Origin of the sequence: Paractinoplanes deccanensis (genome assembly GCF_016862115.1) — a bacterium.
Classification (GTDB): domain Bacteria; phylum Actinomycetota; class Actinomycetes; order Mycobacteriales; family Micromonosporaceae; genus Actinoplanes; species Actinoplanes deccanensis.
Window position 1 is genome coordinate 113092 of the sequence record NZ_BOMI01000014.1, and the last position, 21088, is coordinate 134179.

Consider the following 21088-nt stretch of genomic DNA (forward strand, 5'->3'; position numbering starts at 1 on the left):
GTCACGCGGCTGACGTCACGCGATGGCGGTGATGTCGCCGTCGTCGAAGTAGATCGCCTGGTGCAGCCGGCCACCCAGCGCAGCCGCGTAGCGGCTCAGCACGTCCTGGCCTGAGATCTTCCCCCGCTCGATCTGGGAGATGCGCCCTTTGGTGACGCCCATCCGGTCCGCGACCTGCTGCTGAGTCAGCCCACGGGCACGGCGCACCTCGGCGAGACGGTGCCCGACCACAGTAGCCAGCAGCTCCTGCTCGCCTTTCTCGAAGGCTTCCTCCTCGCCGGCCTGTTCGACGAACCCGGCGCGGATATCACTCCACCTCGTGTATTTACTCATCGCTGCTGGCCCTCCTCCTCGGCGCGTTCTTTCAGGTAGTTCTCGTAGCGCTGTTCGGCGAGGGGTATGGCGTCGGTGTACCAGTCATTCCAGCGCCCGGCCTTGTCGCCCGCGACGAGCAGGATCGTGGAGCGCCATGGGCCGAAGGCGAACAAGATGCGCACGGTGCGGGGTCGCAACTCTTTCGATTGGCAATGGATGAACCCGTGATCGTGTCAACCAGGGGGCGGCCGAGGCCAGGCCATGATCGCGGCCACTGTGCCCCTTTCGGGTGAGGGGGCGTGGCTAAGCTGGCGCCGTGGTTCCTGTTTCCGTGGCTTGGATCGATCGGCAGTACGACCGCGAGAACGGTGGCCGCTACGCCGAGCACGTGCTGGCGAGCGCCAAGGAGTTCGGTGACTGCTGGGGTGACATCTCGCCCGTCGGGTTCGTCTGTGTGGCGTGGCGGCTGGCCACCGCGCCGCAGCTCGACCCGGGTTATGTGCGGCTGCACCGGCGCGTGCTGTCCGCCGAGTGCCTGCGCAACGAGTGGGACGGGTCGCTGGTCGTCCGGGCCCGGCTGGTCGCTCCGTGGCCCGAGGCGCTGGCCGGTGACCAGGTCTGGCAGCAGGACCGCGGCTGGCGGGGCTGGCCGGAGATGTTCGGGCAGTTCCTCCAGCCGTCCCAGCGCGAGCTGAGCCGGGTGCCCCACGTGCGGTCCACGCTTCAGGTCGACGCGCCCGTGCCTCTCGGGCCGCTGCCGCCGGTGCCGGACGGGCCGGGGCCGGCCATGGTGGAGCTGGCCGAGCGGGCCGTCACCGTGCTGACCCGCGAGATCGGCGACCTGCTGGGGCCGATGGTGGGGAGGCTGGAGGCATGAGGCTGCTGGCTTCGCTGCACGAGCCCGCCGATCTGGCGGACGCCGTCCGCGACCCGCACCGGAGCCTGTCGCGGCACGAGCTTCTCGGCGAGGCGTCCGCGCTGGCCGCCGAGCTCGACGGCGCGCAGACCGTCGCCGTGCATGCCACGCCCACCGTCGGCACGGTCGTCGCGATCACCGCCGCGCTGCTCCGGGGCGTCAAGGCCGTGCCGGTCCCGCCCGATGCCGGTGAGGTGGAGCGCGCCCACATCCTGCGCGATTCCGGCGCCGAGCTGATGCTGACGGACGAGCCCGGCGACACGTACGGCATCGAAAGCCTGCCCATCACCCGCCCGCGCCGGCCCGGCACCCCGCCCGCCGAGCCCGCCGCCGGCGAGGCGGCCCTCGTCCTCTACACCAGCGGCACCACCGGGCCGCCCAAGGGCGTCGTCCTCTCCCGCGCCGCGCTCGCCGCCGATCTCGACGCGCTCGCCGAGGTCTGGCAGTGGACCGCCGGCGACACCCTCGTGCACGGCCTGCCGCTGTTCCACGTCCACGGCCTCGTTCTGGGCGTTCTCGGGCCCCTGCGCCTCGGCTCGCGCCTCGCGCACACGGGCAGACCCACCCCGCAGCTGTACGCCGCCACGCGCGGCACGATGTACTTCGGCGTCCCCACGGTCTGGTCCCGGGTCTGCGCCGCGCCGGCCGAGGCCCGCGAGCTGCGCGCCGCCCGCCTGCTCGTCTCCGGCAGCGCTCCGTTGCCGGTCACCGTCTTCGACGACCTGCGCGCGCTCACCGGGCAGGCACCCATCGAGCGGTACGGCATGACGGAGACCCTCATCACCGTGAGCACCCGCGCCGACGGCGAGCGCCGCCCCGGCCACGTGGGCCTGCCCGTGCCCGGCGTCGAGACCCGCCTGACCGACGTGCGGGACGGCATGGGCCACCTCCAGGTCCGCGGCCGCACCCTCTTCGACGGCTATCTCAACCAGCCGCCCCGCGCGGACGACTGGTATGCCACCGGCGACGTCGCCACGATCGGCCCGGACGGCTGGCACCGCATCGTCGGCCGGGCCTCCACCGACCTGATCAAGTCCGGCGGCTACCGCGTCGGCGCCGGCGAGGTCGAGGACGCCCTGCTCCTGCACCCGGCCGTCCGGGAGGCCGCCGTCGTCGGCGTTCCCCATCCCGACCTGGGCGAGCAGATCACCGCGTACGTCGTGGCCGATCCGGTGCGACCGGAGGACCTGTCGGCGTTCGTGGCCGAGCGCCTGGCCGCCCACAAGCGCCCCCGCGTCGTCCACCTGGTCGACGAGCTACCCCGCAACGCGATGGGCAAGGTGCAGAAGGCCGCCCTCAAACATGGCTGACCCCGTCGTCCTCATCGCCCACCTCGGCGGCGCCGCCGGCGTGTGGCGCCCGGTGCTCGACGAGCTTCCGCCGTCGCTGACCACGTTCACCTACGACCGGCCGGGCCTGGGCGGCGCACCGCCGCGCCCGGCCCCCAACCCGCCGATGTCCTACAACGCGTTCGCCGGCGAGCTGGCGGCGCAGCTCCCCGCGGGCCGGGTGGTGCTGGTCGGCCATTCGTTCGGCGCGCTCATCGCCCGGGCGTTCGCCGGCCGCTACCCGGAGCGGGTGGCCGGCTTCGTCTCGGTGGACGGCTCGATCCCGCAGATGAAGCTCCAGCTCGACGGGGAGCCGGTCGTCGACGGCGGCACCGAGCTCGACCTCATCACCGGCCACGTCGAGATCCTCACCGCGCCGATCCCCGACGTCCCCGCCGTGGTGCTGGTCCGCCGCCGCGACTGGTGGTCGACCGGGAAGCCACCCCACCCGGCCATCGACGACCTGTGGCAGGCGCACCAGCGCATCCTGGCCCAGCAGTGGCGCGCCCCGCTGATCGTCGCCGAGCGCTCCGGCCACCACATCCCCACCGACCAGCCGGCCCTGGTCGCGTACGCGATAGAGCTGGTCGCGAGCGGCCGCCAGGAGCCCGACGAGGCCCGCCTGGCCAAGCTGGGCGGCGCCGTGGCGCAGCGGTGACCGCGGTCAGGCGCGGCGAAGGCTCACCACCACGGTGCTCCGGGTGTAGGTCACGTCGGCGCGGTGACCGGGCGTCACCACGACGCGCGCGAAGCGGCCGGTCACCCGGCGCGCGGCGATGACCGCGCGGCCGGAGCGGCCCTCGACGGTCAGCGTGGTGTCGCGTCCGATCGTCAGGTCGCCGGAGACCTCCACGCGGGCGCCGGCCCGCACGGCGAGGGTGCCGGCGCTGTGCTGGTACGAGCCGCGCACGTGCAGCCCGGCACCGGCCCGCAGTGTGCCGCCGGCGACGGCCAGCGGACCGGAGCCGAACGCGCACGGCGACCCGGCGGCCAGCGTGCCGGCCTTCAGCGTGGTGCCGCCGCGGTAGCTGTTGGCGCCCGTCAGCGTCAGCGTGCCGGCGCCCGTCTTGACCAGCCCGGCGCGGCCGCCGATGTCGTTGCGCCAGGTGTCCTCGCCGTCGAGGGAGACCACCACGTCCCGGTCGAACGAGCCGTAGCCGTCGGCGGCGGCCCACAGGTCGAGCCGCCCCCAGTGCTCCGGCCCGTCGAGCAGCGGGTGGCCCGCGCCGAGCCCGGTCGTGCGCAGGACCTCCCGGCGCTGATCCGGGCTCAGGTACGGCAGCCGCGTCTCGAGCAGCACCTCCGCGCCCCGCGGCACGGTGAGCGGCGTGGCGGCCCGGCGGCGCGGCAGGCCGTACGTCAGCTTGGGCTCGACGATGCGCCTGTTCGCGGCGCGGTCCCCGTACGGATCGGTGCCGTTGACCGGGGTCAGCGGCCCGAAGTAGGCGGCGGCCTGTGCCACGGCGGCGGCCTTGAGAGCCGCGTTGGCCGGGTCGCCGAGGATGGCGGCGGCGAGCGCGGTGGCGAGGATGCGGCCGCCGATGACGTCGACCGGCGAGTGCATGCCGGCGACGATGCGGGTCTCGCTGAGGTCGAACGCGGCGGTGACGAGCTCCTGGAAGCGTGACGGGATCGCGTAGGCGAAGGCGAGCGCGGCGAGGTGGAAGGCGTTGGTGTGGCCGCTCGGGAAGCCGCCGTCGTCGGCCGGGTTGAGGCTGCGCTGGCGCAGCAACTGCGGCACGACGCTGACCGGTGAGGCGTAGACGGGGTAGCCCAGCTCGTCGAGCCTGCCGGTGTCGGCGACCTCGCTGTCCAGCGTCATCCGCCACGGGCGCGGGTACTGGTAGGCGGCCTTCGACGGGTTGCCGGACGACCAGGGGCCGCGGACCGTGTTGACCAGCGTGACGACCTGGCCGAGCGCCGAGGTGGGCGATCCGGCGCCGAGTGCCGAGCCGGGCGGCGCGCCGGCGGGCAGGGTGTCGCTGACGGTGGTGGGCGGCGTCGTGGCGGGCGCGCCGGTGATGCCGGTGACGGCGAGCGCGCCGGTCCGGTACGCGCCGGCGAGCGGCCCGAGCCCGGCGATGACCGCGTAGCTCTGGTGCTGCCGGTCCTGCACGTAGGCGCGGGCGGCCTGCTCGGGTGTGCGGCGCGAGGTGACCCGCACGCAGTAGCGCATGTTGGCGCGCAGCACGGCGGCGTCGAGCACGGTGCCGGTGTTCCAGGCCGTGCCGGTGTGCCAGAGCCGCTCCATGCCGGAGAGAACCCGGATCGCGGCGTTCGTCGCGGCCGTCGTGTTGGCGGTGACGTTGCTCTGATAGTCCGAGACGAAGGGCAGTGGGGCGGCGGCCATGGCCGGCGTCTTCAGGGCGAGGGGCGCGGCGGCGCCGGCGGCCACGGCGGCCCGCAGCAGGGTCCGGCGGCTGATCAGTTCGGATTCGACCACCGCAAGATCGTTGGTGACGTGGGCGAACGGCCGCCGGTCGGCGCGTGAATGGAGCCGGAACGGGACCTAAGAGTTCCCTTAGGTCGCTGTTGACTTTGACGAGGACGCGAGGAAGTCTCACCCGCGATCGCGGGAGGTGCAGCGTGCAGGTGCCGGCTCCGTTCGAATACGAACGCGCCACCACTGTGGACCATGCCATCGGGTTGCTGGAACGTCTGGGCAGCTCGGCGCGGCTCGTGGCCGGCGGGCACAGCCTGCTGCCGATGATGAAGCTGCGGTTGGCCAACTTCGAGTATCTGATCGACATCAATCCGCTCCACGAGGAGCTGGGCTATATCCGTTTCACCGGCGACGAGGTGCGCGTCGGCGCGCTGACCCGGCATCGGGAACTGCTCGAGTCCGACGAGCTCGCGGCGGTGTTCCCGATCTTCCGGGACGCCGAGCGGGTGATCGCCGACCCGGTGGTGCGCAACCGGGGCACGCTGGGCGGCTCGCTGTGCCAGGCCGACCCGTCCGAGGATCTCTCGGCGGTCTGCACCACCCTCGGCGCGAGCTGCGTCATCCGCGGCCCGGGTGGCGCCGAGCGCGTGGTGGGCATGGAGGAGTTCCACGTCGGGCCGTACGAGACGGCGGTCGGTGACGACGAGATGCTCATCGAGGTGCGCGTCCCGGTGCGGCCGGCGGGCGGCAGCGCGTACGAGAAGGTCGAGCGCCGCGCCGGCGACTGGGCCGTGGTGAGCGCCGGGGCCGCGGTGTGGCTCGCCGGGGACGGCACCGTCGCGGACGCCCGGGTGGGCCTCGCCGCCGTGGGGCCCAACACGACCGGCATCCCGGAGATCTCCGCCGCGCTGCGCGGGAACGCCCCGGCCGAGGAGCTGTACGACCAGGCCGGCGCGATCGCGGCGCGCAGCTGCGACCCGGTGACCGACCAGCGGGGCAGCGCCGACTACAAGCGGCACCTCGCCCACGAGCTGACCAGACGAACGCTGCGCAAGGCCGTCGAGCGGGCGAGGAGCGGACACTGATGCAGGTCACGATGACCGTCAACGACGTCGAGGTCACCCGGGAGATCGAGGGGCGCCTGCTGCTCGTGCACTTCCTGCGCGACCACCTGGGCCTGACCGGCACCCACTGGGGCTGCGACACCAGCAATTGCGGTACGTGCGTGGTCTGGCTCGACGGCGAGCCCGTCAAGTCGTGCACCGTGCTCGCCGCGATGGCGGGCGGCCACGAGGTGCGCACCGTCGAGGGCCTGGCCAAGGGCGCCGAGCTGGACCCGATCCAGGAGGGCTTCCGGCAGTGCCACGGCCTGCAGTGCGGCTTCTGCACGCCGGGCATGATGATGACCTGCCGGGCGCTGCTCGACAAGAACCCCGACCCCACCGACGCCGAGATCCGTGAGGCCATCTCGGGCCAGATCTGCCGGTGCACGGGCTACTCGACGATCATCCGCTCGGTGCGCTGGGCCTCCGTCCACGAAGCGGCCGCCAAGCAGGAGGAGGTGGCTCAGGCGTGACCGCCGTGCAGGAGCCGAAGCTCACCACCTTCGACGACAACGACCAGAAGCCCGTCGGCTACGGCCGGATGCTGCGCAAGGAGGACCCGCGGCTGCTGCGCGGCCGGGGCCGCTTCACCGACGACGTGCAGCTGCCCGGCATGCTGCACCTGGCGATCCTGCGCTCGCCGTTCGCGCACGCCCGCATCGTCGGCATCGACACCAGCGCCGCCGAGGCGGCGCCCGGCGTGCGGGCGGTCGTCACCGGCGCCGCGCTGGCCGAGCAGGGCCTGGCGTGGATGCCGACGCTCTCCAATGACGTGCAGGCCGTGCTCGCCACCGACAAGGTGCGCTTCCAGGGCCAGGAGGTCGCGTTCGTCGTCGCCGACGACCGCTACCAGGCGCGCGACGCGCTCGAGCTCATCGACGTCGAGTACGACGTGCTCGAGCCGGTCGTCGACGTCCGCAAGGCGCTCGAGCCGGACGCCCCGCTGATCCGCGACGACCTCGAGGGCAAGACGAACAACCACTGCTTCGACTGGGAGACCGGCGACAAGGACGAGACCGACGCCGTCTTCGCCCGGGCCGACGTGGTGGTCAGCACCGACGTCGTCTACCCCCGCGTGCACCCGGCGCCGATGGAGACCTGCGGCGCGGTGGCCGACTTCGACGCGGTCGAGGGCAAGCTGCGGCTCTGGTCGACCACCCAGGCCCCGCACGCCCACCGCACCCTCTACGCGATCGTCGCCGGCCTGCCCGAGCACAAGATCCAGGTGATCGCGCCGGACATCGGCGGCGGCTTCGGCAACAAGGTGCCGATCTACCCCGGCTACGTCTGCGCGATCGTCGCCTCCATCGTCACCGGCAAGCCGGTCAAGTGGATGGAGGACCGGTCGGAAAACCTGATCAGTACGGGCTTCGCCCGCGACTACATCATGCGCGGCGAGATCGCGGCGACCCGTGACGGCAAGATCCTGGGCATCCGTACCAACGTGCTGGCCGACCACGGCGCGTTCAACGGCACCGCGGCGCCGGTGAAGTACCCGGCCGGTTTCTTCGGCGTCTTCACGGGCAGCTACGACCTGGAGGCCGCGTACTGCAAGATGACAGCGGTCTACACCAACAAGGCGCCCGGCGGCGTCGCGTACGCGTGCAGCTTCCGCATCACCGAGGCCGTCTACCTGGTCGAGCGCATCGTCGACACGCTCGCCTACGAGCTCGGCATGGACCCGGCCGAGCTGCGCCTGAAGAACTTCATCAAGCCCGAGCAGTTCCCGTACACGACCAAGACCGGCTGGGTCTACGACTCGGGCAACTACGAGCCGACGATGCGCCTGGCCATGGACATGGCGGGCTACGCCGACCTGCGCAAGGAGCAGGAGGTCAAGCGGGCCAACGGCGAGCTGATGGGCATCGGCATCGCGTTCTTCACCGAGGCGGTCGGCGCCGGCCCGCGCAAGAACATGGACATCCTCGGGCTCGGCATGGCCGACGGCTGCGAGCTGCGGGTGCACCCCACCGGCAAGGCGGTCGTCCGGCTGTCGGTCAAGACGCAGGGCCAGGGGCACGAGACGACGTTCGCCCAGATCGTGGCCGAGGAGATCGGTATCCCGCCGGCGGACATCGAGGTCGTGCACGGCGACACCGACAACACGCCGTTCGGCCTGGGCACGTACGGCAGCCGTTCGACACCGGTCTCCGGCGCGGCGGCCGCCCTGGTGGCCCGCAAGGTCCGCGACAAGGCCCAGATCATCGCCTCGGCGATGCTCGAGGTGACCGTCGCCGACCTGGAGTGGGAGAAGGGCCGGTTCCAGGTCAAGGGCGATCCCGGCAAGTCGGTGACCATCCAGGACATCGCGATGCGCGCGCACGGCGCCGGCGACCTGCCGGAGGGCATCGAGGGCGGCCTCGAGGCGCAGATCTGCTACAACCCCTCCAACCTCACCTACCCGCACGGCGCGTACATCTGTGTGGTCGACATCGATCCCGGCACGGCGCAGGTGAAGGTGCGGCGCTTCATCGCCGTCGACGACTGCGGCACCCGCATCAACCCGATGATCATCGAGGGCCAGGTGCACGGTGGCCTCACCGACGGCGTCGGCATGGCGCTGATGGAGATGATCGCCTTCGACGAGGACGGCAACTGCCTCGGCGCCTCGCTGATGGACTACCTGATCCCGACGTCGCTCGAGGTGCCCGATTGGGAGACCGGCTACACGGTCACGCCGTCGCCGCACCACCCGATCGGCGCCAAGGGCGTGGGGGAGTCGGCCACCGTCGGATCGCCGCCCGCCATCGTCAACGCGGTCGTGGACGCGCTCAAGCCCTTCGGCGTACGCCACGCGGACATGCCGCTGACCCCGTCGCGCGTCTGGGACGCCATGCGCGGCCAGGCAACGCCTCCGATCTAAGGAACCAGCTGTGCTGATCGCGGAACGCGCGAAAGAACTGACGAACGAGCGCCGCCCGTTCGTGCACGCCACCGTCGTCCGCGCCCAGGAGCCCACCTCGGCGCGGCCCGGCGACGACGCGGTCATCCTCGCCGATGGGTCCATCGAGGGCTTCGTCGGCGGGGTGTGCGCCGAGAGCTCGGTGCGCGCGGCAGCGCTCGACTCGCTGCGCGACGGCAACACGGTCCTGCTGCGCGTGCTGCCCGAGGAGTCGGCGCCGTTCCCCGAGACGCCGGGCGCGCTGGTCGTGGTCAACCCGTGCCACTCCGGCGGGGCGATCGAGATCTTCCTGCGCCCGGTGCTGCCCAAGCCGATCCTCGGGGTGGCGGGCGACACGCCGATCGGCGTGGCCGTGCGGTCGCTGGCGGAGTTCCTCGACTTCGAGGTCGCCTCCTCCTACGATGGCGCCTCCGCGGTCGTGGTCGCGGGCCTCGGGCGCGACGAGGAGCAGCAGATCCACGCCGCCCTGGAGGCCGGCGTCCCGTACATCGGCCTGGTGGCCAGTCGTAAGAGGGGCACGGCCGTGCTCGACGCGATGCGGCTGACCCCCGAGGAGCGCGCTCGCGTGCACGCGCACGCCGGGATCGACATCGGAGCCCGTACCCCCAAGGAAATCGCCCTGTCCCTGCTGGCCGAGATCGTCCGCGAGCTGCGGGGCGGCCTCGCACCGGCCGTCGCCGTCGAGGCGCCGCGGCAGGCCGTCGACCCGGTGTGCGGCATGACCGTCACGATCGACGACAGCACACCGCACGCCGTCGTCGACGGACAAGATCATTGGTTCTGCTGTACGGGCTGCCGCGATCGGTACACGGCTTGAGCGTCACCGGGCTCGTGCTGGCGGCCGGGGCGTCGCTGCGGCTCGGCGAGGCCAAGCAACTGCTCCCGTACCGCGGCCGGACCCTGCTCGACGCCACCCTCGACGTGGCGCGCGCCTGCGGTTTCGACGCGTTGCTGGTGACCGTGGGCGGATCGGCGGACGAGGTGCGCGAGCGCGTCGACCTGACCGGCTGCACGGTGCTCCACAACGCCGAGTTCTCGTCCGGCTGCGGCTCCTCCATCCGCTCCGGAGCCGCAGCCGTGACGACCGATGCGCTGGTGCTGCTGCTGGGCGACCAACCGGGCGTACGAGTCTCGTCCGTGCACCTCCTCCTCGGCGCGCCGGCGCCGGTGGGCGTGTGCCGCTACGACGACGGGCTCGGCCACCCGTTCCTGTTCCGCAGCACCGTCTTTCCCGAGCTGCGCACCCTGCACGGCGACAAGGCGGTGTGGAAGCTGCTGCACTCGGGCCGCTACGACGTGTCCGAGGTCGCGATCCCCGGCCCGGTGCCGCGAGACGTCGACACCCGGGCGGACTACGAGCGCCTGCTGGAGTCCCCGTGAACTCGCCGGAGGACGTGCGGCTCCGTCTCGACGCCGTGGACTACCTCGTCGACGACGGCCTCGCGATGGCGGTGTACCTGTCGCTGCGGATGGGCAAGCCGCTGCTGCTCGAGGGCGAGCCCGGCGTGGGCAAGACGGCGGCGGCCAAGGCGCTCGCCCTCGCCCTGGGGACGCCGTTCATCCGGCTCCAGTGCTACGAGGGGCTCACCGCCGGCGAGGCCCTCTACGAGTGGAACTACCAGCGGCAGCTCCTCGCCATCCGGCTGGCCGAGGCCCGGCAGGAGAAGCTGGCCGACGCCGACCTGTTCACGGCCGAGTTCCTGCAGGACAGACCCATCCTCAAGGCCGTACGCCATGACGGCCCCCAGCCGCCCGTCCTGCTGATCGACGAGATCGACCGGGCGGACGACGAGTTCGAGGCCCTGCTCTTCGAGTTCCTGGGCGAGGGCGCGATCACCGTGCCCGAGCTCGGCACGTTCACCGCCGCCCGGCCGCCGATCGTCGTGCTGACCTCGAACCGCAGCCGCGAACTGCACGACGCGCTCCGCCGGCGCTGTCTCTACCACTGGATCGAGTTCCCGTCGCCGGCCCGCGCCGCGTCGATCGTGCGGCGGGCCGTGCCCGGGGCCGCCGAGCCGCTGATCCGCAGCGCCACCGAGTTCGTCGGCCGGGTGCGGGCGCTGGAGCTCGACAAGGCGCCCGGCCTCGCGGAGGCCATCGACTGGGTGTCGGCGCTGGCCGCCCTCGGCGTCACCGACCTGGCCGAGGACGACGTCCCGCGCACCATCGGCACGATCGCGAAAACCCCCGACGACCGCCTCGCCGTCGCCGCTGCCCTTGTCGCTGCCCGTCAGGAGTCTCGATGAAGATCACCAACGAGTTCACGGTCCACACTTCCATCGAGCGCGCCTGGCAGGTGCTGACGGACCTCCCGGTCATCGCCCCGTGCATGCCCGGCGCCCAGCTGACGGGCGTCGAGGGCGACGTCTACAAGGGCAAGGTGAAGGTGAAGGTGGGCCCGGTCATCTCCGACTTCGCGGGCACCGCCCAGTTCACCGAGAAGGACGACGCGGCCTACCGCGCGGTCATCGACGCCAAGGGCCGCGACGCCCGCTCGGCGGGCAACGCCTCGGCCCTGGTCACGGCGGTGCTCTCGCCGTCCGGCGACAACAGCACCCTGGTCAGCGTCGACACGGACCTGAAGATCAGCGGCAAGCTGGCCCAGTTCGGCAGCGGCATGATCAAGGAGGTGTCGAGCAAGCTGCTGGCCCAGTTCGTCACCAACCTCGAGGCAAAGCTGGCCGCGGATCCCGCCGCTTCCTCCTCCTCCGCCGCTTCCCCCTCCTCCGCCGCTTTCCCCACCTCCGCCGCTTCCGCCGCTTCCCCCACCTCCGCCGCTTCCGCCGCTTCCCCCACCTCCGCCGCTTCTGCCGCGGAGACGGAATCCGGTTCGGAGGCGGCCGACGCGCCGGAGACGGCGGAGTCGCCCGCCACCACCCCCTCGCCCGCGGCGGTCGAGACCGTTCCCGACACCTCTGTCTCGCCGGCCGCGGTGGAGCAGACCCCCGCCCCCTACACCGCCGAGGAGCCGACCGGCGCCGCCCTGAACGGCAACGGCACCGCGCCCGCGGGCGCGGCCACCGCCACCCCCGCTCACGTGCAGGCGTCGTCACCCGCTCCCTCGGCCGCCGCCCTGGCCTCGGCCTCCGCCGCCCCCACCGCTTCGGCGGCACCCGCCACCTCGTCCTCGTCCTCGGTCACCGCCGAGGCCGAGCCTCTCGACCTGCTCGAACTGGCCGGCGGCTCCGTCTACAAGCGCCTCATCCCCGTGGCCGTCGGCGTGGTCGTCGTCGGCGCCGTCATAGCGTGGGTCGTTGCCCGCCGCTGACCCCGGCGCGCCTCCCTCCCCGACACCGTCAGGCGGCCGTGGTCCCTCGGTGCCAGTGCTGCTGCGGGGAGTCGACCGGGCCGCGTTCGCCGTCGCCTTTGTCGAGCGGTTGCGCGGCGCCGGGATGGCCGCCGGCCTCACCGAGACGGGCGACCTCGTGCACGCGCTGGAGGCCAGCCCGCCCGTGTCGGTGAACGCTCTCTATTGGACAGTGCGCGTAGCCCTCGTACGGCGTCAACCGGATCTTGCCGTCTTCGACCGCGTGTTCCACTCGGTTTTCGGCGACGCGCCCCCTCTGCCGTTGACGCGCGCCTCCGTACCGCCAAGCAAGCGTGACGATGTGCACCTCGCCGTGCCCCACGGGGGTGACGACGCCGCCGCCGGTGGCGGCCTGCCGTGGGCGACGCTGCCGCCTGCCGTGGCCGCCGCCGACCCGGCCGAGAGCCCGCTGCACACCCCGGAGCGCCGCCCGAGCGAGCTGGCGGCCCTCGCCGAACGCCCCTTCGAGGAGCTCGACCCGCAACAGCTGGACGACCTGGCCGACGTGCTGCGAGCCACCCTCACCAGGTGGCCGGCGCGCCGCACCCGCCGGCACGCCGTCGACCCGTCCGGCCGCCGGATCGCGCTGCGCGCCACGATCGCGCTGGCACGGCGTACCGCCTGGGAGCCCGTCACCGTCGTCCGGGAACGTCCCGTCCGCCGTCCCCGCCGCGCCGTCCTCCTCTGCGACGTGAGCGAGTCGATGAGCGCACAGGCCGCCGCCTACCTGCACATGATGCGTGCTTTCACCGTCGTCGCGGAGGCCGAGGTCTTCGCCTTCGCCACCTCCCTGACCCGCCTCACCCCGGCCTTGCGCCACTCCTCGGCCCGCGAGGCCATGGCCCGGGCCACCGCCTCGGTAGGCGACCGCTTCGGTGGCACCCGGATAGCCACCAACCTGGCCGCCCTGCTCGACTCCCACCACGGCAACACGCTGCGCGGCGCCCTGGTCCTGATCGCCTCGGACGGCTGGGACAGCGACCCTCCGGAGAAGATGACGGCCGCCATGTCCCGCCTGCGCCGCCGCGCCCACCAGATCGTGTGGCTCAACCCTCGCGCGGGCGCGCCGGGCTTCGCCCCGAGGGTCGCGGGGATGGCCGCCGCCCTCCCGCACTGCGACCACCTGCTACCGGCCGCAACGTTCGCCGACCTGATCGCGGCGATGCGCCACCTCAGCGTTTGACCTTTGCGCGCCTGCACCGTCGTCCCGGTGGCCCCTTGCGGTCCGCTCTTTCGGTCGCCTGTTCAGGTGCGGTTGCGCTTTTTGGCCGCCTGCTTTGGTGGGGTTGCGGTGTCTGTGCTGGCCGGCTGCTTCGGTGCGGTTGCAGCGTCTGTTTTGGTCACCTGCTTGGTGCGCGGGTTGCGGTGCCTGCTTCGGTGCGGTTGCAGCGTCGTCTTCGCCGCCTTCCGGCCTTGCCCGCATTCCCTTTCGCTGTGCTGGTGCATCCACGCTTCAACGTGGCTGGGCTTCCCGAGCTCAGCTCCACAACGTGACGTGTACCGACGGGCGGAAGTGGCCGACGTTGACGCCGGTGCCGCGGATCATGGCCTGGATCGCCCGCGGCGTGGAAGCGAAACGCGCCAGCTCCTGGGCGGCCTGCGGAGCGCCGCGCTCGTCCAGGGTGAGGGCGTGCCAGCCGGCTTCGAGGACGGCGTGCGGGCCGGCGACGCGTACCAGATGGCCCTTGCGCACGTCCGGAGCGACGGCGAACGACAAGGCCGGCGCCAATCCCTTGCCGCGTTTGGCTTCCTCCACGGCGGCGGCGTTGCTCTGGTAGATCTGCTGCTTCTCCTCGGGAATGCCGAGCCGCCGCAGCAGGTCGGGGATCGCGCCGAGGGTGGTGGCGGCGGACGGCCCGAGCAGCCACGTCTGGTCGCGCAACTGGCCGGGGGAGGGGCGCACCACGGCGAGCGGGTGGTCCGGCCCGGCGACCACCTCGATGCGGTAGTTCATGACCGGCCGCGACGTCAGCTCGGGGTCGACCACCGGCGGCGGCGGGCCGATCACGATGTCCACCGTGCGACTGAGCAGCACCGAGGCGAACGACGCCGGATCACGCACGCTCAACTCCACGTCGAGATCGTCCGCCCGCCCCGCGAAGAGCTCGATCAGCCCCGGCGCCGCGTGCTCGGCGAACAGGCTGGACGCGCCGACACGAAGCAGCCGCCGCCCACGCGCCGCGGCGCTCACCTCGAGGACCGTGATGTCCTGGAGCCCGAGCATCTCGTTGGCACGGCTGGCCAGCCGCAGACCACCCGGCGTGAAGGCAAGACCCGACGACGTACGCGAGAACAGCTGATCGCCGAGCTCACGCCGAAGCTGCCCGATGTGCAGCGAGATCGCGGACTCGGAAACGGACAGCTGAGCCGCCGCCAACTTCACCGACCCGAGCCGAACCACAGCGGAATAGGCACGCAGCTGCGTCGGCGTCATCACCGGCGTCCACCACGTCGAGCCATGATCCGTCCCCCTTGCAGTGGTCCCCGTCTCACCGCAATCTATCGCGGCGCTGTCACTCGGGTACGCCCAGCTACACAATGTGGATCAATGTGCGCGACGCCGGCAAGCGATCCGGCGCTCCCACTCCACAGAGATCCTCTACGGCTTGCCGGCGCGCCGGCCAAGCGCGATCCACAGGAGTCCGCCGTCCAGTGTGCCGACAATGCCGCCGGGGGAGGGAGCGCCTGTGGATGACAGGACGGCCTTCCCGGACGATGGAGATCCGCCCGGGCCGCTCCGACGACCCTCCTGTCCCTGTGGATCGCCTCGCCGGCCGACCTGTGGATGGCCCGGTTATCGGCCGGACCTATGGGTGGCCTCATGGCGGCCCGAGTCGTGGACGTCCCGTTGCCGGCCGACCTGTGGATGGCCCCGTTGGCAGCCCTACCTGTGCATGGCCCCCGTCGTCGGCCCACCCGGGGGGACTCGTCCACCGCACTTGGGCCAGCACCTGTGGCCGCCTTTCGCCACCGCCGGCTGTGGCCGCCTTGTCCACTGCCGGCTGTGGATGGAGTCCTCTGCCGCCGCAGCCTGTGTCGCCTTGTCCACTGCCGACTGTGGATGACGTCCTCTGCCGCCGAAGCCAATGGAAGGCGAAACGCCCGGTGAGCGAGGGTGTCCAGGTCGCAGATGTGTCGTTAGTCAGTGGAGCTTCGCCGGAGATGGCCGATTTGCCGCTATCTGCTGATGACGAATAACAGCTCCATCGTCCGTTTCCCTGATCAACGGCTTCTCGATGGTCAAGCCGGACTCACCGTCGACCGGTTTGCGAGGACCTTCATGCCGATCATGCGCCCTTCCCGCCCACCGCGGACGCATCATGCATTCTCCGGCACGGCCGCCGTAGTCGCTGCGCTGGCCGTGGTCGCGGCGCCATTGACGCCCGCGTCTGCGCGGGAGAGCGCGGGCGTCCCGGGAAAGTGCGCCGGCACCCGGACCAACCAGGCGGCCGACTCAACGAAGCGTGGATCAAAGACCGAAACGGATCAGCCCGATTCGCGCTTCACCGCCAACGCTCAGGCCGACCTGGTGAAGATCAACCTGCTAGATGCGGGAGTTCTGCGGCCGGATCTTCCGTCGTTGGTTGATGTGCGCCTCGCCGCCGCGCACGGCAGTGCCGACAGCGCTGCACGCCGGAGCAAGACGACCGCTACGGGCCGTTACGCCGATGCCAAACTTCTCGGCATGCAGCTGCCCGGCCTGCCGCTACCGGGCACCGCCGCCTCCCGCCAAGCGCCGCCGACGCGAGAACCCGCTACCGCCGAGCTTGCCGGCCTCCAGGCGGCGGGGCTCGCCACCGTGCAACTGGGCCGCTCCACCGCCGACGCGCGCTGGCTGGATGCGTACAACTGCGGCGCAACCGGGCCCCTCACCCGGAGTGCCACCATGCTCGCCGGCGTGCAACTGCTCGCCGGCGGCGGCCGGACGCCGGCGCTTCAGGCGCTTCGCCGGGCGGGGGACACACCGCGCAAAACCAGCCTTCTCCGGCTCGGCCCCACGGGTTCGACCCAAAGCGCCACAGACTTGGTACGCCTCGACGGCGGCCGCCGCGGCGTCAGCGCGGCGGCGGGCGTGGCCCTGTCCGACTTGACGCTCTTCGGCGGCACTCCCCAAGAGGTGTCGATCAAGGTCGTAACGCAGCCGACCTTGGCCGTGATCGCCGCAGGTGACCGAAAGCGTTCATCAGTCAAGTATCGGCCCGCGGTTCTCAAGGTCACCGCCGCAGGCAAGCCGGTCACCACGCTGGACACCGCCGACGCCGGCGTGAGCGTCGATCTCTACGGCGGCCTCTCGGCCGGCAAGGCTCCAGCGGTGCTGTCCGCGCGAATCTCGCTGGGCAGCCCTCGCCAGCTGATCGGCGACCGCGACATCCGCGCGGAGGCCGCCGCGCTGCGCGTCGAGGTCGTGCTCGGCCGCGCGCATCTCCTCGACGTCGCCATCGGTTATCTGTACGCGCAGGCGTCCACCCCGCCGATGAAGGCAGCCCAGCTCCATGCTGTGCCCGGAACGCCCGGGATCGCGCGGAACGTCGCTCCGCAAGACCTCCCGCCGGGTGTGGACGAGCCAAGTCCCGACGCCCTTGGCCCGCAGGCCACGCGACACGGGAACGCCTCGCCTCACACCAGCTCGGGCGCCCGGGCCGGCGCCGGCTCGGGCCCTGTGGATGGCGCCGGCTCCAGCGTTGTGGATGGCGCCGGCTCCAGCGTTGTGGATGGCGCCGGCTCCAACGCTGTGGATGGCGCCGGCTCCAGCGCCACAGGTTCCGGCGCTGAGGATGGCGCGGGCTCCGGTGTCGCGGCCGGCGCGGGCTCCGGCGCTATGGACCGCACAAGCTCCAGCGCCTTGGCCCGCGCCGGCACCAACATCATCGCCGCAGCAATCGGCGGTCTGATCCTGCTGGTCCTGGGCGTCGCGGCCGTGACCTTGTCACGCCGCCGCCGACGAGGCTGACCCGAGGGGGAACCCGGGCGGCGGATGGGGAGTGGAGCCCCATCCGCCGCCCGTTTCCTTCGTTACCGGAGATCCACATCCCGAGGGCGACCACCGCAACACGCCCCGTCCGCGCCATTTGCGCAGCGTCCCCGACCGCGCGCCGGCGTCCGTCTCCTCAGGTCTAGCTCCCGAAGACATCGACGTCTTAATATCTATGAAATCTTTTCGCGTTCGTGCGTTCCCGGAAGGGACACCCCATGCGCCGACGCTCTCCCGCCCTCGTGGCCGCCCTCGTCCTCGCCTCCTTCGCAGCCCACCCCGCCGCGCCGGCCGCAGCCTCCCCGGAAGCCGCTTCAAGGAAAGCCGCTTTCCCGCAAGCCGCCGCGCAGGCCGCCCAAGTCAGTGCCGCCGCGCAGGCCGCCCAGACCAACGTCGCCGCCCAGGCCAGTGGCGCCGCCCAGGCCAGTGGCGCAGCCAAGGCCAACGTCGCCGCCCAGGCCAACGTCGCCGCCCAGGCCAACGTCGCCGCCCAGGCCAGTGGCGCCGCCAAGGCCAGTGGCGCCGCCCAGGCCAGTGGCGCCGCCGCCCAAGCCAATGCCGTGACCGCGCAGGCCGCCCGCGCCGCCGCCCAGGTGGCGCTGCTGAACACCGCGACCGTCAACGCTGCCGCGCAGATGGCGTTCCCGCACGCTACGGCCGTCAAGGGCGCCGCTCACGCTGTCCTGCCGAACGCTGCGGCCGTCAACGGCGCCGCTCACGCTGTCCTGCCGAGCGCTGCCCTGGCCGCCGTGGAGGCGACCGACTACTGCCTGGGCGAGTGTTCCGACATCCTGCCGCCCGGGCAGAACGGCGACGCCGACCTGCTTCAGATCCTCGCCTCGCAGGCGTTCGGCACGAAGCCGCCGCACTCCGACGATCAGCTCGCGCCCTACGACGCGCTTGTCCACAGCTACACCGGCCTGACCGGCCAGCAGATCAACACCTTCTTCAACGACAGCTCGTACGGCGTGGCCGCCCCGAACGTCGCCACCACGGTGTCCCCACGCTCCGACGTGACGATAGTGCGCGACAAACAACTTGGTGTCCCGCACATCACCGGCACCACACGCTCCGGAACCATGTACGGCGCCGGGTACGCCGGCGCGCAGGACCGCCTCTTCCTCATGGATCTGCTCCGCCATGTCGCCCGCGGCAAGTTGACCCCGTTCGCCGGCGGCGCCGCGGGCAACCGCGCCCTCGAGCAGAGCGTCTGGCGCAACTCTCCGTACACCGAAGCGGATCTCCAGGCGCAGATCGACACGCTGCGCACCCAGGGCGCCCGCGGGCAGCAGCTCTACGACGACGTGCAGTCGTACATCGCCGGGATCAACAAGTACATCGCCGACTGCATGGCCGCGCGCGACTGCCCCGGCGAATACGTCCTCACCGGTCACCTCGACGCCATCACCAATGCCGGCGGTCCCGAGCCCTTCGTCATGACCGACCTCGTCGCCGTAGCCGGTGTCATCGGCGGCCTCTTCGGCGGTGGCGGCGGCAACGAGATGCGCTCCGCGCTCGTCCGCATCGCCGCGCGCGCCAAGTACGGCACCACCGTCGGTGACCAGGTGTGGCAACAGTTCCGGTCACAGAACGACCCCGAGGCGGTGCTCACGCTGCACAACGGGCAGTCGTTCCCGTACGGGCAGGGCAACCCCTCGGCCGCCGGGGTCGCCATGCCCGACGCCGGCACCGCGACACCCGAACCCCTCGTGTACGACAAGACCGGCTCGGCATCCACAGGCGTGTCGGGCAGCAGCTCGGTCGCCCTGGCTGTGGACAACGGCGCCCGCCGCGGCATGTCCAACGCCGCCGTCATCAGCGCCGCCCACTCGTCCACAGGCCATCCGATCGCCGTCTTCGGCCCGCAGACCGGCTACTTCGCGCCGCAGTTGCTCATGCTCCAGGAGCTCCAGGGCCCGGGCATCTCCAGCCGCGGCATCGCCTTCGCCGGCCTCAACCTCTACACGCTGATCGGCCGCGGGCCCGATTACGCATGGAGCGCCACGTCGAGCATCCAGGACATCACCGACACGTACGCCGTGACGCTCTGCGACCCGGCCGGCGGCACCCCCACCGTGGCCTCGGCGCACTACCTGTACCACGGCCAATGCCTGCCGATGGAGGCCCTCTCGCAGTCCAACGCGTGGACGCCCACGACCGCCGACTCCACCCCCGCCGGCTCGTACCGGCTGACCTCGCTGCGCACCAGATACGGCCTGGTCCAGTGGCGCGGCCTCGTCGGCGGCATCCCCACCGCGTTCACCAGCCTCCGCTCGACCTACCGGCACGAGGCCGACTCCGCCGTCGGCTTCCAGATGTTCAACGAGCCCGCCCAGATGGGCACGCCGGCCGCGTTCACCGCCTCCGCGTCCCAGATCGTCTTCGCGTTCAACTGGTTCTACGTCAACAGCAAGGACATCGCGTACGTGACGTCCGGCGCGGAACCGGTCCGCCCGGCCGGCGCCGACCCGAACCTGCCGACGCGCGCGGAACCCGCGTACGAGTGGGTGGGCTGGAACCCCGCCGCGAACACGGCCACCTATCGGCCTTTGTCCGCTCGTCCACAGGCCGTCAACCAGGACTACTTCGTCAGCTGGAACAACAAGCAGGCGGCGGGTTACTCGGCGGCCGACGGCAACTTCAGCTTCAGCGCCGTGCACCGGGGCGACCTGCTCGACAGGCCCATCAAGGCCGCGCTGGCCGCCGGTCAGAAGTACGACCGCGCGGGCCTGGTCAAGGTCGTCGAGTCGGCGGCCACCACCGACCTGCGCGGCGCCGAGGTGCTCGACGACATCCTGCGCGTCATCGACACCGCGCCGGTGACCGACGCGGCGCAGGCTGCCGCGATCGCCAAGCTGCGGGCGTGGCGTGCGGCCGGATCGCACCGCGAGGAGACCGCCGCCGACAGCAAGGTGTACCGCGACGCCGACGCCATCCGCATCCTCGACGCGTGGTGGCCGAAGCTCGTGGTCGCGCAGTTTTCCCCAGGGCTGGGCGACGGCCTGTTCGACGCGCTTGTGGATACGTTGCAGATCAACGAGTCGCCGTCGGGCGGGCAGACCGGCCCGGTCTCCGACCTGCCGAGCTCGGCCAACGAGGCGCAGGCCCACAAGGGCTCGGCCTTCCAGTACGGCTGGTGGGGCTGGGTGTCGAAGGACCTGCGCGCCACGCTCGGCGACGCCGTGCCGAACTGGTCGCGTGCGTACTGCGGCGGAGGCACCGTCACCGCCTGCCGGAGCGCCCTGCTGAGTAGCCTCGGCGCTGCCCTGGCCGAGCCGGCGGCCACCACCTATCCGGGCGACGAGCACTGCGCGGCCGGCGACCAGTGGTGCGCCGACGCGATTCTCCACAGCCCGCTCGGCGGCATCGAGCACGGCCTCGTCTCGTGGCAGAACCGCCCGACTTATCAACAGGTCGTGTCGTTCCCCGCCGCCCGCGGCGACGACGTCAGCAACCTCGCGGCCGGCCGTACGGTCACCGCCTCCAGCACGCAGCTCGGCTACCCGGCCGGCAACGCTGTGGACGGCAACCTTTCCAGCCGGTGGGCCAGTTCCTGGTCCGACAACCAGTGGCTGCGCGTCGACCTTGCTTCGGTGCGCCCGGTCGCCCGCGCCGTCATCCACTGGGAGAGCGCCTACGCCTCCGCGTACCGCATAGAGACCTCCACCGACGGCACCACCTGGACCACCGCCGCCACCGTGACCGGCGCGAACGGCGGCACCGACGTGGTCGCCTTCCCCGCCACGAGTGCCCGCTATGTCCGGCTGGTGAGCCAGACCAGGGCAACGTCCTACGGCATTTCGGTGTACGAGCTACAGCTCTACGCCCACTGACCACCGTCCCGGGCTGCGGGTGCCCGCCG

16 protein-coding genes and 1 pseudogene are annotated in these 21088 nt (G+C 72.0%); 13 read left to right on the forward strand and 4 right to left on the reverse strand.

Features of this window, described 5'->3' with window-relative positions; all coding sequences use genetic code 11:
* Nucleotides 1-15: 15 nt before the first annotated feature.
* Nucleotides 16-333 carry a helix-turn-helix domain-containing protein gene (locus Ade02nite_RS05215; RefSeq protein WP_203760352.1) on the reverse strand — a complete coding sequence of 106 codons (318 nt, stop codon included), beginning with the start codon at nt 331-333 and terminating at the stop codon, nt 16-18.
* Nucleotides 330-574, reverse strand: a pseudogene (locus tag Ade02nite_RS05220) (type II toxin-antitoxin system RelE/ParE family toxin); the annotation flags it as partial. The pseudogene Ade02nite_RS05220 and the gene Ade02nite_RS05215, both read right to left, overlap by 4 nt.
* A 72-nt stretch (nt 575-646) precedes the next feature.
* Between Ade02nite_RS05220 and Ade02nite_RS05225 the strand changes: the two are divergent.
* The 3 genes from Ade02nite_RS05225 to Ade02nite_RS05235 are packed head-to-tail and all read left to right on the forward strand — an operon-like array spanning nt 647 to nt 3217.
* Entirely contained in the window at nt 647-1192 is a 546-nt protein-coding gene (locus Ade02nite_RS05225) for a hypothetical protein (protein WP_203760381.1), read from the forward strand.
* Nucleotides 1189-2541, forward strand: a complete 1353-nt coding sequence (locus tag Ade02nite_RS05230) for an acyl-CoA synthetase (RefSeq protein WP_203760353.1) — start codon at nt 1189-1191, stop codon at nt 2539-2541. The genes Ade02nite_RS05225 and Ade02nite_RS05230 overlap by 4 nt, the downstream gene beginning before the upstream one ends.
* Nucleotides 2534-3217: an alpha/beta fold hydrolase gene (locus Ade02nite_RS05235; protein WP_203760354.1), complete on the forward strand. Its 684-nt coding sequence runs from the start codon at nt 2534-2536 to the stop codon at nt 3215-3217. The genes Ade02nite_RS05230 and Ade02nite_RS05235 overlap by 8 nt, the downstream gene beginning before the upstream one ends.
* 6 nt (nt 3218-3223) lie before the next feature.
* Here the strand turns inward: Ade02nite_RS05235 and Ade02nite_RS05240 are convergent, their stop codons facing one another.
* Nucleotides 3224-5002, reverse strand: a complete 1779-nt coding sequence (locus tag Ade02nite_RS05240; protein WP_239168533.1) for a phosphatase PAP2 family protein — start codon at nt 5000-5002, stop codon at nt 3224-3226.
* A gap of 143 nt (nt 5003-5145) precedes the next feature.
* Here Ade02nite_RS05240 and Ade02nite_RS05245 point away from each other — a divergent pair, with 143 nt between their 5' ends.
* Genes Ade02nite_RS05245 through Ade02nite_RS05280 form a run of 8 tightly spaced genes read left to right on the forward strand, consistent with a single transcriptional unit; the run spans nt 5146 to nt 13437 of the window.
* Nucleotides 5146-6027, forward strand: a complete 882-nt coding sequence (locus Ade02nite_RS05245; RefSeq protein WP_203760355.1) for an FAD binding domain-containing protein — start codon at nt 5146-5148, stop codon at nt 6025-6027.
* Nucleotides 6027-6518: a (2Fe-2S)-binding protein gene (locus tag Ade02nite_RS05250; protein WP_203760356.1), complete on the forward strand. Its 492-nt coding sequence runs from the start codon at nt 6027-6029 to the stop codon at nt 6516-6518. The genes Ade02nite_RS05245 and Ade02nite_RS05250 overlap by 1 nt, the downstream gene beginning before the upstream one ends.
* A complete protein-coding gene (locus Ade02nite_RS05255) occupies nt 6515-8908 on the forward strand; it encodes an aerobic carbon-monoxide dehydrogenase large subunit (RefSeq protein ID WP_203760357.1) in 2394 nt (797 codons plus the stop codon). The genes Ade02nite_RS05250 and Ade02nite_RS05255 overlap by 4 nt, the downstream gene beginning before the upstream one ends.
* A 10-nt stretch (nt 8909-8918) precedes the next feature.
* Nucleotides 8919-9764, forward strand: a complete 846-nt coding sequence (locus Ade02nite_RS05260; protein ID WP_239168534.1) for an XdhC family protein — start codon at nt 8919-8921, stop codon at nt 9762-9764.
* Complete coding sequence (locus Ade02nite_RS05265; protein WP_203760358.1) at nt 9761-10327, forward strand: nucleotidyltransferase family protein; 567 nt, start codon at nt 9761-9763, stop codon at nt 10325-10327. Before Ade02nite_RS05260 ends, Ade02nite_RS05265 begins: the two co-directional genes overlap by 4 nt.
* Nucleotides 10324-11193, forward strand: a complete 870-nt coding sequence (locus tag Ade02nite_RS05270; protein ID WP_203760359.1) for an AAA family ATPase — start codon at nt 10324-10326, stop codon at nt 11191-11193. The genes Ade02nite_RS05265 and Ade02nite_RS05270 overlap by 4 nt, the downstream gene beginning before the upstream one ends.
* Nucleotides 11190-12215 (forward strand): SRPBCC family protein, encoded by a 1026-nt coding sequence (locus Ade02nite_RS05275; protein ID WP_203760360.1) that lies wholly within the window; start codon nt 11190-11192, stop codon nt 12213-12215. The genes Ade02nite_RS05270 and Ade02nite_RS05275 overlap by 4 nt, the downstream gene beginning before the upstream one ends.
* Before the next feature lie 49 nt (nt 12216-12264).
* Nucleotides 12265-13437, forward strand: a complete 1173-nt coding sequence (locus Ade02nite_RS05280) for a vWA domain-containing protein (RefSeq protein WP_239168535.1) — start codon at nt 12265-12267, stop codon at nt 13435-13437.
* 294 nt (nt 13438-13731) lie between these two features.
* Here Ade02nite_RS05280 and Ade02nite_RS05285 read toward each other — a convergent pair whose 3' ends face one another.
* Nucleotides 13732-14688, reverse strand: a complete 957-nt coding sequence (locus Ade02nite_RS05285) for a LysR family transcriptional regulator (RefSeq protein WP_203760361.1) — start codon at nt 14686-14688, stop codon at nt 13732-13734.
* 753 nt (nt 14689-15441) lie between these two features.
* Here Ade02nite_RS05285 and Ade02nite_RS05290 point away from each other — a divergent pair.
* Nucleotides 15442-17205, forward strand: a complete 1764-nt coding sequence (locus Ade02nite_RS05290; RefSeq protein WP_203760362.1) for a hypothetical protein — start codon at nt 15442-15444, stop codon at nt 17203-17205.
* Nucleotides 17206-17861: 656 nt separating this feature from the next.
* Complete coding sequence (locus tag Ade02nite_RS05295; protein ID WP_203760379.1) at nt 17862-21059, forward strand: penicillin acylase family protein; 3198 nt, start codon at nt 17862-17864, stop codon at nt 21057-21059.
* The last annotated feature ends 29 nt before the right edge of the window (nt 21060-21088 follow it).